The organism is Micromonospora sp. NBC_01412 (assembly GCF_045040215.1).
Lineage (GTDB): Bacteria > Actinomycetota > Actinomycetes > Mycobacteriales > Micromonosporaceae > Micromonospora > Micromonospora rubida.
Genome location: NZ_CP109528.1, coordinates 1,600,111 through 1,615,654 on the forward strand (window position 1 = coordinate 1,600,111; position 15,544 = coordinate 1,615,654).

Genomic DNA, 15,544 nt, shown 5'->3' on the forward strand with positions numbered 1-15,544 from the left:
TGCCGCCAATGGCCGTTACTCCTCAACGTTGCCGTCGCCCTGGGGCGACGCCCCGGTTCACCACGGCCATCCCGTCCCGCCCCAGCACCACCGCCACGTCACCGTCGGTGTCCGTACGCAGCACCCGCGCCCCGCCCCGGGCGATCCGGGCGAGCACGGCAGCGTTCGGGTGCCCGTACGAGTTGCCGACCCCCACCGGGACCAGCGCGACCCTTGGCCGGACCGCGTCCAGGAACGCCGGCTCCTGGTACGCCGACCCGTGGTGGGCGACCTTCAGCACGTCGGCGCGTACGCCGCCGGGTGGCACCCGCTCGAGCAGCGCCCGCTGCTCCTCGGTCTCGGCGTCCCCGGCGAGCAGTATCCGCACCCCGGCCACCGTGGCGCGCAGCACGAGCGAGTTGTTGTTCGGGTCGGACCGGGTCCCCCGCAGCGGATACGGCGGGCCGAGCACGACGAGTTCCAGCCCGCCGACCCGGCACGTCCAACCCGCCGTGGCCGCAGCCGTCCCCGCCCCGCCCGCAGCGGCGGCGGCACGCACCAGCTCCCGCCCGGCGGCGGGCTCGGGCCACTGCGGCGTGCGCACCGCCGCCACCCGCCGGCCCCGGAAGACCCCGGCCACCCCGCCGGTGTGGTCGACGTGGAAATGGCTGAACAACAGCAGCGGGACCTCCCGTACGCCCAGCCGGCGCAGGCAGCCGTCCACGGCCGCCGGATCCGGCCCGGCGTCCACCACCACCGCCCGGCCGGTGCCCGCCGGCAGCACCAGCGCGTCGCCCTGGCCCACCGCGCACGCCACCACCACCCAGCCGGGCGGCGGCCAGCCGGCGGCCACCAGGCGTACGGGCAGGGTGCCGGCGATCACGGCGACCGCGACCACCGCCACGAGTCGACGCACCAGCGGCCTGCGGGTGGCGATCAGCAACGCCACGGTCAGCCCGGCCAGCAGCAGCGCGCCCGGGACCCCGCCCGGCCAGGGCAGCGCGCCCGCCGGCAGCCGCGCCCCGTACCGGGCCACCGTGACCAGCCACCAGGCCGGCCAGCTCGCCAGCCAGGCCGCGAACTCCGCCCCCGCTGGCCAGACCGGGGAGAGCACCGCCGCCGCCACCCCGAGCACCGTGGCGGGCGCGATCGCCGGCACCACCAGGAGATTCGCCGGCACGGCGACCAGGCTCACCGTCCCGGAGATCCCGGCCACCACCGGGCCGCAGGCGAGTTGGGCGGCGGCCGGCACGGCCAGCGCCTCGGCGAGCCCTGGCGGCACGCGCCGCCGCCGCAGGCCGTCCCGCCACCCGGGGGCGAGCAGCAGCAGGCCGGCGGTGGCCAGCACGGACAGCGCGAACCCGGGATCGCCGGCCAGGTCCGGATCGAGCAGCACCAGCCCGGCCACCGCCGCGGCGAGTGCCGGCAGGGCCGCCCGGGGCCGCCCGGCGGCCAACGCCGCGAGGCCGATCGCGCCCATGGTGGCGGCGCGCACCACGCTCGGCGAGGGGCGGACCAGGATCACGAAGCCCACCAGGGCCAGCCCGCACAGCCCGGCGGCCGCCCACGGACCGGCCCGGGACCAGCGGGCCAGCAGCAGTACCGCCCCGACGACAATCGCGACGTTGGAGCCGGACACGGCGTTGAGGTGGGTCATCCCGGTGGCCCGGAAGTCCTCCTCCACCGTCGGCGGCAGCCGGCTGGTATCGCCGACCACGAGGCCGGGCAGCAGCCCGCCCTGCTCGTCGGGGAGCGGCTCGCAGGCCCGTTGCAGGCCGGCGCGGAGCACACCAGCGGCCCGCTGCGACCACGACGGCGGGCCCTGCCGCGTCGGCGGCCCACGCACGGTGAGCACCGCAGCGGTCAGGTCACCACCGCGCGGCGAACCCAACCGCCCCTCGGCGGTGAGCCGCTGCCCGGGGAGCAGACCCCGCCACCCGGGGTCGGTGGCGAGCACCAGGACCCGCACCGGGGCGACGACCCGCGTGCCGTCGGGGCCGGTCAGGGCCACGAGGTCGGCCCGGACCAGCAGGGTGGCGGGCCGACCGACGACGCCCCGGACCGGGCGCGGATCGTCTCGGACGACCAGTTCGGCGCCGACCGTGGCCCGGTCGTCGACGAGGGCTCGGACGGCGGGTGCATCCCGGACGACGAGCCGGGCGGCGGTCGCCGCCGCGCCGCAGACCACACCGAGCAGTACCGCCACCGCGATCCACCCGTACCGGCGAACAAGGGGCGCCGGGCGGCCCAGCACGCCAAGCAGGTGCGCGACGGTGCACGCGGCCAGCCCAGCGGCACCAGCCGCGAGCAGGACCGTCGGGCGGGGACCAAGGTGCAGACCAGCCAGCGCGGCCAGCCAGGCGGCCACCGCCAGCCCGGCCAACCGCAGGTCGAGCGGGGTGACCGGGCCGGGCGGGGCGGCGGCCGGTGTGTCCGGGTCGGGCGAACCGGTGGCGGGCGGGCGCGCGTTTCCGCTCACACCGTCACCAGTTCCTTGAGCTGCTCGTACCGGGCGTCGCCGATGCCCTCCACCTGGCGCAGGTCGCCCACCGAGCGGAAGCCACCGTGCTGGTCACGGTGGTTCAGGATGCGCTGGGCGAGCACCGGCCCCACCCCGGGAAGCGTGTCGAGCTGGGCGAGGGTGGCGGTGTTCAGGTTGATCGGGCCACCGGCGGCCGGCGCGCCCGCGCCGACGGGCTGCCCGGGGGCAGCCGGTGCGACGCCCGGCTGGCCCGCCGGGGCGGCGACGCCGACCAGGATCAGCTCACCGTCGGTGACCTTGCGGGCCGGATTGAGCAGCGCCACGTCCACGCCGGGCAGCACACCGCCGGCCGCCTGGACCGCGTCGGCAACCCGGGCCCCCGCCGGCACCCGGACCAGCCCGGGACGGCGTACCTTGCCGGCGACCGCCACCACCAGCTCACCGGCAGGCGTCGGCCCGGCGGCCGGGACGCCCGCGCGCGCTGGTGCCCCCGCGTCCGGTGGCGCCTCGGCCATGGGGGCGGCGGACGCCTCGGCCCGGACCGGCTCGGCCTGCGGCCGGGAGCGCCACGCCCAGAAGCCGGCACCGAGCACCACCGCCACGGCGACCACAGCCAGCGCCCGCACGCCGCGCCGCCCGGGGTCGAACGCGCCGGGACCGGGCAGCCGGGACAGTCGCGGCGAGCGCGCCGGCTCGTCCTCGGGTCCGGGGTCGGCGCTGGGGGCGGGCTCGCCGGGATGCGCCGGAGCGTCGCCCCGGAGCGGGTCGCCGACGGGGAATGACTCGGCGGCCCTTGCAGCCCGCCGCCCCGAGCCGAGCCGCCCTTCCCCCGGCCAGGGCACCGGCCGCTCGTCCACCGGATCGCCGGCCGGGAGCCATCGGTCCTCCGGCGGCACCACCGCAGGCCGCCCAGCCGCCGGCCCGTCCACCGAACCCCGCCCCAGCAGTGGTGCGGCGACCCCGGGCGGTTCGACCGCCGCCCCCGGTGGCACGGCCCGCCCGGCCGGCTCGATCGGCGGCTCCGGGGCCTCGGCCGGCACCCGGCCGGTCGTTAGCCACCGCAGCCGCCGCACGACCGTCTCCTCGTCGTCTGACACGACGCGAGATTAGGCTTGGACGCGGACGACCCTGCGGCCCTCCGACCGGTGCCTGTGGACAACAAAAGCCACTGTGGACAACCACCCGATCATGTCTGCCGTGTGCTATGGCGACGGGTCGGAGGATGGTGGGGCAAGAGCCGGAGACCCCGGCGACCGTCGGACCTGTAGTGCGTGGACCACGCCTGGGTCACCCAACAGGCCCGCAACCTCGTGATGGACCTCGGCGAGCAGACAAACCGGTTCCGGTTCCTGATCCGAGACCGCGACGGCAAGTACAGCACCGCGTTCGACGAGGTCTTCGCCACCGAAGACATCGAGGTGGTCAAAAGCCCGACGCGCACGCCGCGGGCAAACTGCTTCATCGAACGGCAGGGCCGTAGTCTGCGCGGGGAGTGCACCGACCCCCTGCTGATCTACCACGAACAGCACGAACGGGCCGACCTCGGGTGAGCTGCCCGAAGCGAGAGGGTGAAAGGTATGGAATTTGTGACGGTCAGCGCGGGTCAGGTCCAGGCGCCCAGCCATCCGGGCAGCCCCATGTCGCCCCAAGGCCTGTTGGTCGCTGTGGCGTTGATCGTCGTGGTGACCCTGGTCAAGGCGGTGCGGATCGTGCCGCAGCAGCGCCAGGACGTGGTGGAGCGGCTCGGAAAGTACAAGCGCACCTTGAATCCGGGCCTGAACCTGCTGGTCCCGTTCATCGACGCGGTCCGTACCAAGGTCGACATGCGGGAGCAGGTGGTCAGCTTCCCGCCCCAGCCGGTGATCACCTCGGACAACCTGGTGGTGTCGATCGACACGGTGCTCTACTTCAAGGTCATCGACGCGGCCCGGGCGACGTACGAGATCTCGAACTTCCTCCAGGCCATCGAGCAGCTCACCGTCACCACCCTGCGTAACGTGATCGGTTCGCTGGACCTGGAGCGGGCGCTGACCAGCCGGGAGGAGATCAACCGGCACCTCTCGGGCGTGCTGGATGAGACCACCGGCCGGTGGGGCATCAAGGTCACCCGGGTGGAGATCAAGGCGATCGAACCGCCGGCCAGCATCCGCGACTCGATGGAGAAGCAGATGCGCGCCGAGCTGGAGTGATGGACGGGGTGGCCCCGACCGGTTCGGCCTGCGGCCGGGACTGCCACGCCCAGAGGGCCCGCGCCGAGCACCACCAGCACGGCGACCGCCGCCAGCGCCCGTACCCCCCGCCGCCCGGGGTCGAACGCCCCGGGGCCCGGCAGCCGGGACAGCCGCTTCTCGGACGTCGCCTCGTCGCCGGGCTCGGAACCGTCGCCAGGCGGCGATCCGCCGAAAGAACCCGGGCGGTGACGGCGCGGCCCGGGGCCCGCCCGACCCGGCCATGGCACCGGCCGCTCGGCCGCCGGACCGCCGGCCGGGGCCCACCGGTCCTCCGGTGGCAGCACCGTCGGCCACTCGGCCGACCGGGCACCCGCCGATGCCCGCCGACCCTCGGGCGGCGCCACCGGGGCGGCCCCATCCCCGGCCGGCTGCGCCGGGGAACCGGCCCCGACCGACGGCAGGTCGTCGGTGGGCGCCGGCCTGGCCGCCAGCCACCGCAGCCGCCGCCGTACGACCGTCTCCTCATCGTCTGACACGGCGCGACGCTAGGCCGGCGGACGGGCGTCGTGGGGCTCCGCTGCCCTCGCCTGTGGACAACGAAGCCCCTTTTGGACAACCGCCTGATCATGCCTGTTGTGTGCTAGGCATTGATCGTGCCAAGTCGGGGCCTTGCCGGCACAAACCGGTCCCGACCTGCGCGACCGGTGATTGGCCGACGCACGCGACGCAAGTCGCACCGACCCGGCACACCACGCGACGTTCCCCCGCCCGCCGGTTCCTCGGGCGCAACCAACCCCCGTTCTCAGCTCGACCGGCACGGCTGGGCGTGCGCGATCTCCCCGACCATTGGCTGTGCCCTCCGGTAGGCGGCGCAGTGCGCCGCACCCAGGTCGTTCAGCTCGCGCCGCCGAGTGGCGGGCAAGGACTCGGCCCTGTCCCGACGTAGCGCGAGTTCCGTCGACGGCACGTGGACCCGCAACGCGCACTCCCCGTCGGCGGTGGCCACGGCGATCTCCCGGCGGCGTAGGGAGGCGGAGCCGCCGTTCTGCCGGTACGCACGCGACAGGTCATCGACCGCGGCGTCCGGATCGGGGTACGGGTAGCCCGATGCGGTCATGCACGAGAGCCACCCGGAGCGGGCCCGTGCCAGTTCCGGTGCATCCCCGATCTGCTCCCTGAGCGTGTTGTTCAGGACCTGGGGAATGGAGTCAACGCGGGCCCACCGCCGGGCGTCGCCGTACAGGGCGGCCCGGCTCTCGGCCACGCACCCGCTCGTCGGATAGGACAGGACGCTGCCGTTGGGCAGTTCCAGCTGCTCGTACCGCCGGGCGTTGCCGAACAGGGCGAGTTGGAACACCGGCTGCCGGTCGTTCGGACCCGCCCTCGGCGGCCTCGATTCGTCCGTCAGCCCGAAACCCTTCGCGCGTCGCCGGGGCAGGTCGACCGTACGCTCTTCGTCCGACCCGGTAACCGGTGGCGGGGTGACCGGCCAGTAGACCTGCCCACGCGCGGCCATACACCGCTCGACGAGCTTCTCCTCGGCAAGCTCCAGCACCCGGCTGCGGGCCGGGTGGTCGCCGGAGTTGGTCAGCAGATCCAGCGCGTCGGCACCGAGCGCGGACTCCTGGCGGCCGGTGGTGCCCGCCTGCGGGGTGCAGGCACTCCCGCAGACGAGCACCAGGAGGCCGACGGCCACGGACAGCATCCGGGACGTCGAGTGTCGGATCGTCAGCACCACTTGTGCGAACTGATCTTGTCGTTCGGACTGGTCCCGTCGCTCCACTTGTCGTACGCCAGGTTGGCAAGGTAGCCGCCACGCTGCAGCCGGTAGAAGAAGGCGCCGGTGTAGCTGCTGCCGTCGTAGAAGGTGACGGCACAGTTTTGCCCGTTGTTGAACACGGACGACACGCAGTTGCTCCAGGTGCCCGACGGGCAGGTGCCGTGACCCCAGGCCGCGTAGTTGGCCTCGTCGTTCTGCCACTTTCCCGGGCCGTCGTTGAAATCGGAGGCGGCCCACACGCAGAAGTAAGTCTGCGGACAGCCGGCGTACCTGTCCCCCGCGGACGCGGGCTCCACCAGGCACACCAGTGTCAGCACCACTCCCGCCGCCGCCGCCGCGCAGCGCCGCAGCATGCTGCCCATGTTCTACCTCTTCTCTCCGCTGATTGATCGACCAGGTGCGATCGACTTCCTGTCCGCTCCAGGGTCGGCGGTGGCGTTGGGTCGGCGGCTTGTGAAATTCTTGTGCATCGATACGGGGCCAGGCGGGCGGCGATCACGATGCCGCTTTGGGGAGAGTTGTGGCCGATTTTCGCTTGTTGGGGCCGGTCGAGATCTGGGCGAACAACCGGCGACTGCCAACCGGGCAGCCGAGGCAACGCGCCGTGCTGGCGGCGTTGCTCGTGGATGCCGGACGGTCGGTGACGCCGCAGACGTTGTTGGACCGGGTGTGGGGAGACAGCCCGCCACGGGGCGCGCGTCAGTCGCTGCACGCACACGTCACTCGGATTCGACAGGCCCTACACCTTGTAGACGTCGGTGAGCCGCCCGTGCTGGTGTGGCGGCCCGGCGGATATGTGCTCGAGGTCGCCGCCGACCGGGTGGACGTGCACCGATTTCGCAGCCTGCTCGCCGAGGCCAAGGAGCCGGAATGCCCGGACGCGCGACGGGCGCCGTTGCTGCGGGAGGCGCTCGCGCTGTGGCGGGGTGAACCGTTGGCGGGACTGTCCGGATCCTGGGCCGCCCGGACCAGGGAGAGCTGGCGGCAGCACTACCCGGAAGCGGTCGTCACCTGGGCCTACGCCGAGTTGCGGGTGGCGAACCCGGAGCCGGTTATCAGTCGACTGACCGAACTGGTAGGTGACTATCCGCTCGTGGAGTCGGTGACCGCAGTGCTGATGCGTGCCCTCTACGCCGTGGGCCGGGGGGCCGAGGCTCTCGGGCAGTACGCGGTCATCCGTCGGCGGCTCGCCGAGGAACTCGGTGTCGATCCGGGGCCCGAACTGCGGACGCTGCACCAGGCGATCCTGCGCGATGATCTGGACGCACCGCACGACCGGAACCCGGCGTCGGTGGCCGTTCGGCACCCGACGCCGGCCCAGCTACCTCCCGACACCCCGGGATTCGTGGGTCGAGCGGAACACCTCGCCTGCCTCGACGCCCACCTGCCGGGGCAGCAGCCCACCGCGGCGTCCACGGTGGTCAGGATCGTCACGGTTTCGGGCACCGCGGGGGTCGGCAAGACGGCGCTGGTCGTGCACTGGGCGCACCGCGTCTCCACACGGTTCCCCGACGGAAACCTGTACGTGAACCTGCGCGGGTTCGAGCCCACCGGCGAGGCGATGGCTCCCGCGGAGGCCGTCCGCGGTCTCCTCGACGCCCTCGGCGTGACCGCCGACCGGATACCACCCCAGCCGGAGGCTCAAGCGGCGTTGTACCGCACGCTGCTGGCCGGCAAACGGATGCTCGTCCTGCTGGACAATGCCCGCAATGCCGAACAGGTCCGCCCGCTGCTGCCCGGGGCGGCCGCGTGCCTGGTGGTGGTGACCAGCCGCGACACGCTGGTCGGTCTGGTCGCCGCCGAGGGTGCCACCGCGGTGCGGCTGGACCTGTTGGCCCGTGGTGAGGCCCGGAGCCTGCTGTCCAGCCGTCTCGGGTGGCACCGGCTGTCGGCCGAGCCCGAGGCCACCGACGAAATCGTCGACCTGTGCGCCCGGCTTCCCCTGGCGCTGTCCGTCGTGGCCGCCCACGCCGTGATGCGCCCCGACGTCGCCCTGTCGGTGCTGACCGACGAGCTGCGTGAGGCGCGCGGCGGCCTCGACGCCTTTGCCGGGAACGATCCGATCATCAACCTGCGGAGTATCTTCTCCTGCTCCTACCAGGCACTCGGCAGCGAGGGCGCGCGGACCTTCCGGCTGATCGGGTCGCACCCCGGCACCGACATCACCGTGCCGAGCGCGGCGAGTATGAGCGGGGTGCCGGTGCGGCAGGCGCGGGCCCTACTCACCGAACTGACCAACAACCACCTACTCACCGAGCACACCGCCGGTCGGTATGCCGCCCATGACCTACTCCGCGCCTACGCCGCCGAGCTGGCGGACAGCCTCGACGCCCAGTCGGACCGTGACAGCGCGGCACAGCGGGTCCTCGACCACTACCTGCACACCGCACACGCCGCCGCCCGGATGCTGGAGCCCCACCGGGAGACGCTCACGCTCGCCACGCCCCACCCCGGCGTCACGCCCACCGCCTTCGCCACCGACGCCGAGGCGCTGGCCTGGTTCATGGCCGAGCGTTCCGCCCTGGTCGCCACCGTCCATCTGGCCGCCGCGACCCGGCACGCCTCCCACGCTTGGCGGCTGGCCTGGGTCCTCAACACCTTCTTCAGCCGGCAGGGCTACTGGCACGACCAGGCGGCCATCCAACACACCGCGTTGAGCGCGGCGCAACGCGTCGCCGACAAGGACGGACAGGCACACCTCCACCGGGGCCTCGGACGGGCCTATTTCCGGCTGGGTCGCCACGACGAGGCGGACGCCCACCTACGGGCGGCCCTGAACCTCTGCGAAGAACTCGGGGACCCGGTGGCGGAGGCGCGCGTCCACGACAGCCTCGGTTTCATCCTCAGCCAGCGCGGTCGTCACCAGGAGTCGCTACCCCATTTCCAGCGAGCGCTCGGGCTGTACGCCAGGGCCGGGCATCCGGACGGGTACGCAGAATCGCTCAACGATCTCGGTTGGAGCCACGCGCTGCTCGGTAACCACCACCAGAGCCTCCTCTACTGCCACCAGGCCCTGGTGCTGATGGGCCGACTCGGCGACTACCACGGCCAAGCCAACGTCTGGGACAGCCTCGGCTACGCCCACCACCGCCTCGGACACCACGGCAAGGCCATCGAGTGCTACCGGCAGGCTCTCCAGTTGTTCCAGCACACGGGCGAGCGGTACCTGCGGGCCGAGACCTTCGTCCGCCTGGGCGACGCCCTTCTGGCGGCGGAGGAGCCGGAACAAGCCAACGCCGCATGGGCTGACGCCCTGCGCATCCTGGCCGACCTCGGGCACTCCGACATCGGCCTCGTCCGCGCCAGACTCCGCTCGGTCCCCGAGCTCCCGCAGCCGCCGACTCCGGCCAGCAGGCGTCTGCCCGGGACGTGGCCGGACGAGGGCGGGGCGGGACGGTGATCCCCGCCAGGTGCGCCACGGTGCGGGCGTTACCGGCGAAGATCAGGCCGCGTCGGGGCGCCGGTGCACGACCACGCAGGCCAGCCCCGGGCCCGCATGCGCGGCCACCACCGCGCCCGCCTCGGTGACGTATGCGGAGCGCAGCCGGTCGCCGAGCCGTTCGGTGAGCGCGGCGAGGAGCTGCTCGGCGCGCTGCGGGGCGGCGAGGTGGTGCACGGCGAGGTCCACGTCGGCGTCGCCGGCCGCCTCGACCGCCAGGTCGATCAGGCGGGCCACCCCCCTGCTCGCGGTGCGTACCTTGTCCATCAGCACGATCGCCCCGTCCGGCATGTGCATGATCGGCTTCACCGACAGCGCGGTGCCGAACAGCGCCTCGGCGGCCCCGATCCGGCCGCCCCGGCGCAGGAACTCCAGGGTGTCGACGTAGAAGAAGATGCTGGTGCGGTCGATGGCGTCGAGCGCCGCCCGGCGTACCCCCGGCAGGTCGGCGCCCCCGGCGGCGGCCTCGGCGGCGGCGAGCGCCGGGAAGCCGAGGCCCATGCCGGTGGAACGGCTGTCGACGACCGTGACCCGGTCGCCGACCTCGGCGGCGGCCAGGCGGGCCGCCTCCACCGTTCCGGAGAGTTCGGCCGACAGGTGCACCGACACCACGCCGTCCGCGCCGGCGTCGAGCAGCTCCCGGTACGTCCCGGCGAACTGTTCCGGGGACGGCCGGGAGGTGCTGACGGAGACCCGGCGACCACCCAGCGCCCGGGTGGCGTCCTCGGGAAAGGTCTCGATGCCCTCCAGCCCCTCCGCACCGTTGAGGACCACGGTCAGCGGGACGACGGTGAGCCGGTGCGACTGCGCCAGCTCAGGCGGAAGGTAGGCGGTGGAGTCGGTGACGACCGCGACGGGCATGCCGGCACGGTAGCCGATGTCGGCCCCGACCGCCCGGGACCGTGTGGTCAGACCGCCTCGGCGGGAGCCTGCAGGGTGATCGGGCCGACATTGTGGGCCAGCAACTGCCAGCCGCGCGGTTCGCTGTGCCGCAGCTCGGTCCAGTGGCAGTTCTGCAACGGGCCGATGGCCCGCAGCACCGTGTGGTCCCAGCCGAGCAGGTACCCGCAGCCCTGCCGGGCTCCGCCGCCGTGGGTGGCGACCACGATCGTGCCGCCGGGCGCCACGTCGGCCGCGCCCTGGAGGGCGGTGCCGATCCGTTTGCCGAGGTCGTCGAGGCTCTCGATGTCCGCCCCCGGGTCCGGGTCGCCGGCCCGCCAACGGGAGTACTCGTCCGGGTACCGCTCGGCCGCCTCGGTGCGCGCGAGCCCCTGCCACCGGCCGAAGTGCCGCTCGCGCAGCCGGGCGTCGGCGCGCACCGGCAGCCCGGTGAGCGCGGCCAAGGCGGCGGCGGTGTCTGCGGCGCGGCTCAGGTCGCTGGCCACGATCGCGTCGGGACGCAGCGCCGCGAGCAGCTGTGCGGCGGTGGCGGCCTGCTCCCGGCCGAGGTCGTTGAGCGGTACGTCGGTCTGTCCCTGCACCCGATCGGTGGCGTTCCAGTCGGTGTTGCCGTGCCGCCAGACGATCAGTCGGGTCATTCGCCGGCGGTGGGCCCGGCGGAGGCCTCGGCCTCGACCAGGTCCCGGTCGACGAACGGGATCTGCGGGCAGTCCTTCCAGAGCCGGTCGAGGGCGTAGAACTCACGCTCCTCCGTGTGCTGGACGTGCACCACGACGTCGACGTAGTCGAGCAGGACCCACCGGCCGCCCCGCTCGCCCTCGCGCCGGAGCGGCTTGGCCTTCTCCGGCAGCTCGAGCAGCCGCTCCTCGATGGCGTCGACGATGGCCAGCACCTGACGCTCGTTGGGGGCGGCGGCGAGCAGGAACGCGTCGGTGATGGCGAGCTGCTCACCCACGTCGATGATGACGATGTCCTGCGCCTTTTTGTCGGCCGCAGCCTGGGCGGCGGCCATCGCCAACTCGTGTGCGCGTTCGGAAACTGTCACCGTTCTCCTTCGATCAACCGTGCGACGCTCCAAGCGTCTCACACCCGGCGAGGCGACGACTTGTCAGTTCTGGTCGATTTCCCGGACGAAAAGGCACGTATCCGGCGCGATCACCCGAGATAGAGCCGTCGTTTCGCGATGTACTGCACCACACCGTCGGGCACCAAGTACCACACCGGCTCCCCCCGGGCCACCCGGTCCCGGCAGTCGGTCGACGAGATCGCCATCGCGGGCACCTGCACCAGACTGACCGTGTCGGCGGGGAGGTGCTTGGCGGACAGCTCGAACCCGGGGCGGGTGACCCCGATGAAGTGGGCCAGTTCGAAGATCTCGTCCAGGTCCTTCCAGGACAGGATGCGATCCAGCGCGTCCGCCCCGGTGATGAAGTAGAGCTGCACCTTCGGGCCGTACTGGGCGTGCAGGTCGCGCAGCGTGTCGACGGTGTACGTGGGCCCGCCCCGGTCGATGTCCACCCGGCTGACCTGGAACCGGGGGTTGGAGGCGGTGGCGATCACCGTCATCAGGTAGCGGTCCTCGGCCGGCGTGACCGGCTGGTCCGCCTTCTGCCACGGCTGCCCGGTCGGCACGAAGACGACCTCGTCCAGCCCGAACCGGTCCGCCACCTCGCTGGCCGCCACCAGGTGACCGTGGTGGATCGGGTCGAAGGTGCCGCCCATGATCCCGACCCGGCGGGTGTCTTCCTCCATCCAAAGATCGTATGCCGGCCCCGATCAGCCCGGCCCGGGCCCTCGAACCGGGACGGGCCGAGCGGGAACGGGGCCGGGACGGATCGGGACGGCGGGAGCGGATCGGGACAGTAGGAGCATGTCGGGCGGGAGTGCTTGGGTCAGGCAGCGGCGGCGGCCACGGCCGTGCGGGCCACCAGGGCTCGGCGCAGGTCGTCGTCCAGGTCGGTGACCACCCGCCGCAGGCCGGCGGGAAGGTCGTCGCGGGCCAGCAACGCCGCGGCCAGTTCCCGGGTGGGCTGCGCCACGGCGTACCGCGGGAAGGCGAGCTGCGCGACGGACTCGGCTGCGCCGGGGGTACGCCGGGGCCACGCCGCCGGCATGTCGGCGAAGTACCGCGACACGTACGGCGCGGTCAGCTCGACCTGCTCGGGCTGCCAGAAGCCCTCCGCGGCGGCCTCGACCAGCCGAACGGACAGCTCAGTGTTGCGCACCACGATCTCCCACGCCGCCGCCTTGGCCGCCGGGTCGGGCAGCGCGGCCCGGCAGCCGGCGGCCCGCTCGGCGCCGGCGGCGCTCAGGTCGGCCGCCGCCTCGGCGGAGATTTCCACCTCCCCGGCCGCGCCGAGCACCACCAGCCGGCCGAGCACCGACCAGCGCAGCTCGGTATCCACGGCCAGCCCGTCGGGCACGCCCCGGCCGGCCAGCCAGCAGGTCAGCAGGTCGATGTCGGTGGTCGCGCCGATCAGGGCCCGCGCGGCGGCCAACTGCCGGGACCCGCCCGGCCCGGCGGCGGCGAGCATCCGCTCGCAGGCCCCGGCGAGCCGGAGCAGCGCCGCCTCCCGGGCCGGCGGGTCGAGGTAGCGGTCGACCAGCGGCCGGGTCGCCCGCAGCACGTCCTCGATGAGGATCACCTCGGCCTCGCCGGGGAGCACGGTGTCGATCAGCCCCACCAGCCCGGCGACGGGCCGCTCCCCGTCGGCGGCGGCGTCCAGCGCCTCGCCCCAGAGCAGGGCCCGGGCCAGCGGGTCGGCCAGGGTCGGCAGCACCATCGGCACGGCGTCCGCCGAGGCGGGGTCGAGGCGGATCTTGGCGAAGGTGAGGTCCCCGGCGTTGGGCAGCAGCAGCCGGGCGGCCGGCTGCCCGACCAGCCCGGCGAGGACCGTCCGGCCCCCGTCTGCGTCCGGGTCGAGGTCGACCTCGTCCCGGGTGACCATGCCGTCGGCGTCGTACCGGGCGACGCCGATCCGGTGCGGGCGCAGCACCGGGTGGGTGGCCGGGGCCGTCTGCACGATCGCCGCCTGCGCGTACCGGCCGTCGGCGTCGACGGTGACCTCGGCCCGCAGAGTGTTCACCTGGGCCTGGCGCAGCCAGCGCCCGGCCCAGCCGGACAGGTCCCGGCCGCTGGCGGCGGAGAGTGCACCGAGCAGGTCGGCGAGGGTGGCGTTGCCGAACCGGTGCGCCGCGAAGTGCGCGTTCAGCCCGGCCAGGAACGCCTCGTCGCCCACCCACGCCACGAGCTGACGCAGCACGCTGGCGCCCTTGGCGTACGAGATGCCGTCGAAGTTGAGCAGCGCCAGGGCCGAGTCGGCGACCTCCTCGGGCGCGACGGGATGGGTGGAGGGGCGCTGGTCGGCCGCGTACCCCCAGCCCTTGCGGCGCAGCGCGAAGGTGGTCCACGCCTGGTCGAACCGGGTCGCCTCGGCGGTGACCCGGGTGCCCAGGTACTCGGCGAACGACTCGTTCAGCCACAGGTCGTCCCACCAGCGCATGGTGACCAGGTCGCCGAACCACATGTGCGCCATCTCGTGGGCGATGGTGGTGGCCCGCTGCTCGCGCTGGGTGTCGGTGACCGCCGAGCGGAAGATCAGATCGTCGCGGAGGGTCACCAGGCCCGGGTTCTCCATCGCCCCGAGGTTGAACTCCGGCACGAACGCCTGGTCGTACTTGCCGAACGGGTAGCGCTCGGCGAACAGCTCGTGGAACCGGTCCAGGCACTGCCGGGTGACGGTGAGGATCTCCTCGGCGTCGGCGTCCAGGTGCTCCGCCAGCGACCGCCGACACCAGATGCCCAGCGGGACGCCGTCGTGCTCGGCCCGGCGCACGTGCCACGGCCCGGCGATCAGCGTGACCAGGTACGGCGCCAGCGGGGCCGTCGGGGCGAACTCCCAGTGCCCCGGCCGGGGGTTTGCGACCTGCTCGCCGTTGGTCGCGACCGTCCACTCCGCAGGGGCGGTGACGGCGAGGGTGACCGGGGCCTTCAGGTCGGGCTGGTCGAAGGCCGCGAAGACGCGCTGGGCGTTGTCCAGGAAGGACATGGCGTACAGGTACGTCTCGCCGTCGGCAGGGTCGACGAACCGGTGCAGCCCCTCGCCGGTGTTCGAGTACGCCATCTCGGCCTCGACGACGAGCGTGTTGGCCTCGGCCAGCCCGGCCAGCGAAAGCCGGTTGCCCGTGAGGCCCTCGGGGTCGAGGCCTTGGCCGTTCAGGTGCACGGCCAGCAGCCTCGCGGGGCTGACCTCGACGAACGTCTCCGCCCCGGGGCTCGCCCGGAAGCGGATCGTGGTGTGCGAGCGGAACCGCTCGCCGCCCCCGGTCAGGTCGAGGTCCACCTGGTAGGACTCGACGGTAATCAACGCGCCACGCGCGGTCGCCTCTACATGGCTCAGGCTCGGCATCCGCTTATCCTGCCCGATGGGAAACCACACTCGTTTCCCATCACGTTCTGCGATGGAGGAAGCAACAATGGGTCAGCACCCCAAGGGCGACTTCGACCTGTCCCGGGCGATCTGGCAACGGGCCGAGGGCGACACCTCGGACAGCGCGGTCGAGGTGGCCTTCGTCGATGATCTGATCGGCATGCGCAACTCCGCCGAGCCGGACGGCCCGGTGCTCGTCTTCACCCAGGCCGAGTGGGACGCCTTCGTCGCCGGTGCCCAGGACGGCGAGTTCGACCTGGACTGAGCCGGTCGAAGCGACGTCGACCCCTCGTCGGCGGCGGGGCGGCACACCCGAACGGGGACGCCACCCCGCCGCCGACGAGGGGCGCACCCGCTGAAGTC

General features: G+C 73.5%; 12 protein-coding genes and 1 pseudogene. 4 read left to right on the top strand and 9 right to left on the bottom strand.

Annotated elements, in window-relative coordinates:
• Nucleotides 1-22: 22 nt before the first annotated feature.
• Together OG617_RS07025 and OG617_RS07030 are read right to left on the bottom strand one after the other, a co-directional pair.
• Nucleotides 23-2,458: a ComEC/Rec2 family competence protein gene (locus OG617_RS07025; protein WP_405099763.1), complete on the bottom strand. Its 2,436-nt coding sequence runs from the start codon at nucleotides 2,456-2,458 to the stop codon at nucleotides 23-25.
• Nucleotides 2,455-3,318 (bottom strand): helix-hairpin-helix domain-containing protein, encoded by an 864-nt coding sequence (locus OG617_RS07030; RefSeq protein ID WP_405103519.1) that lies wholly within the window; start codon nucleotides 3,316-3,318, stop codon nucleotides 2,455-2,457. The genes OG617_RS07025 and OG617_RS07030 overlap by 4 nt, the downstream gene beginning before the upstream one ends.
• Nucleotides 3,319-3,732: 414 nt before the next feature.
• Between OG617_RS07030 and OG617_RS07035 the strand changes: the two genes are divergently transcribed.
• Nucleotides 3,733-4,011, top strand: coding sequence for a hypothetical protein (locus tag OG617_RS07035; RefSeq protein ID WP_405099765.1), 279 nt, complete (start codon nucleotides 3,733-3,735; stop codon nucleotides 4,009-4,011).
• Nucleotides 4,012-4,098: 87 nt separating this feature from the next.
• Nucleotides 4,099-4,641 (top strand): annotated as a pseudogene (locus OG617_RS07040) (SPFH domain-containing protein); the annotation flags it as partial.
• Between the two features lie 793 nt (nucleotides 4,642-5,434).
• Here OG617_RS07040 and OG617_RS07045 read toward each other — a convergent pair.
• Together OG617_RS07045 and OG617_RS07050 are read right to left on the bottom strand one after the other, a co-directional pair.
• Nucleotides 5,435-6,367 carry a hypothetical protein gene (locus OG617_RS07045; protein ID WP_405099767.1) on the bottom strand — a complete coding sequence of 311 codons (933 nt, stop codon included), beginning with the start codon at nucleotides 6,365-6,367 and terminating at the stop codon, nucleotides 5,435-5,437.
• Nucleotides 6,361-6,774 (bottom strand): peptidase inhibitor family I36 protein, encoded by a 414-nt coding sequence (locus OG617_RS07050; protein WP_405099769.1) that lies wholly within the window; start codon nucleotides 6,772-6,774, stop codon nucleotides 6,361-6,363. Before OG617_RS07050 ends, OG617_RS07045 begins: the two co-directional genes overlap by 7 nt.
• 158 nt (nucleotides 6,775-6,932) lie before the next feature.
• Between OG617_RS07050 and OG617_RS07055 the strand changes: the two genes are divergently transcribed.
• Nucleotides 6,933-9,812: a BTAD domain-containing putative transcriptional regulator gene (locus OG617_RS07055; RefSeq protein ID WP_405099771.1), complete on the top strand. Its 2,880-nt coding sequence runs from the start codon at nucleotides 6,933-6,935 to the stop codon at nucleotides 9,810-9,812.
• Between the two features lie 42 nt (nucleotides 9,813-9,854).
• On the opposite strand, the gene OG617_RS07060 is transcribed toward OG617_RS07055, so the two are convergent.
• The 5 genes from OG617_RS07060 to pepN all read right to left on the bottom strand — a co-directional run bounded on the left by OG617_RS07060 (nucleotide 9,855) and on the right by pepN (nucleotide 15,160).
• A complete protein-coding gene (locus OG617_RS07060) occupies nucleotides 9,855-10,712 on the bottom strand; it encodes a DegV family protein (protein WP_405099773.1) in 858 nt (285 codons plus the stop codon).
• Nucleotides 10,713-10,759: 47 nt separating this feature from the next.
• Entirely contained in the window at nucleotides 10,760-11,389 is a 630-nt protein-coding gene (locus OG617_RS07065; protein ID WP_396684544.1) for a histidine phosphatase family protein, read from the bottom strand.
• The gene (rsfS, locus tag OG617_RS07070) at nucleotides 11,386-11,796 is read right to left on the bottom strand and encodes a ribosome silencing factor (protein ID WP_387025074.1); all 411 of its coding nucleotides are present in this window, start codon (nucleotides 11,794-11,796) and stop codon (nucleotides 11,386-11,388) included. The genes OG617_RS07065 and rsfS overlap by 4 nt, the downstream gene beginning before the upstream one ends.
• A gap of 110 nt (nucleotides 11,797-11,906) precedes the next feature.
• A complete protein-coding gene (nadD, locus tag OG617_RS07075; RefSeq protein WP_405099776.1) occupies nucleotides 11,907-12,503 on the bottom strand; it encodes a nicotinate-nucleotide adenylyltransferase in 597 nt (198 codons plus the stop codon).
• A 140-nt stretch (nucleotides 12,504-12,643) separates the two neighbouring features.
• Nucleotides 12,644-15,160, bottom strand: a complete 2,517-nt coding sequence (pepN, locus tag OG617_RS07080; protein WP_405099778.1) for an aminopeptidase N — start codon at nucleotides 15,158-15,160, stop codon at nucleotides 12,644-12,646.
• 67 nt (nucleotides 15,161-15,227) lie between these two features.
• Between pepN and OG617_RS07085 the strand changes: the two genes are divergently transcribed.
• Nucleotides 15,228-15,446 (top strand): DUF397 domain-containing protein, encoded by a 219-nt coding sequence (locus tag OG617_RS07085; RefSeq protein ID WP_161691819.1) that lies wholly within the window; start codon nucleotides 15,228-15,230, stop codon nucleotides 15,444-15,446.
• Nucleotides 15,447-15,544: the final 98 nt, after the last annotated feature.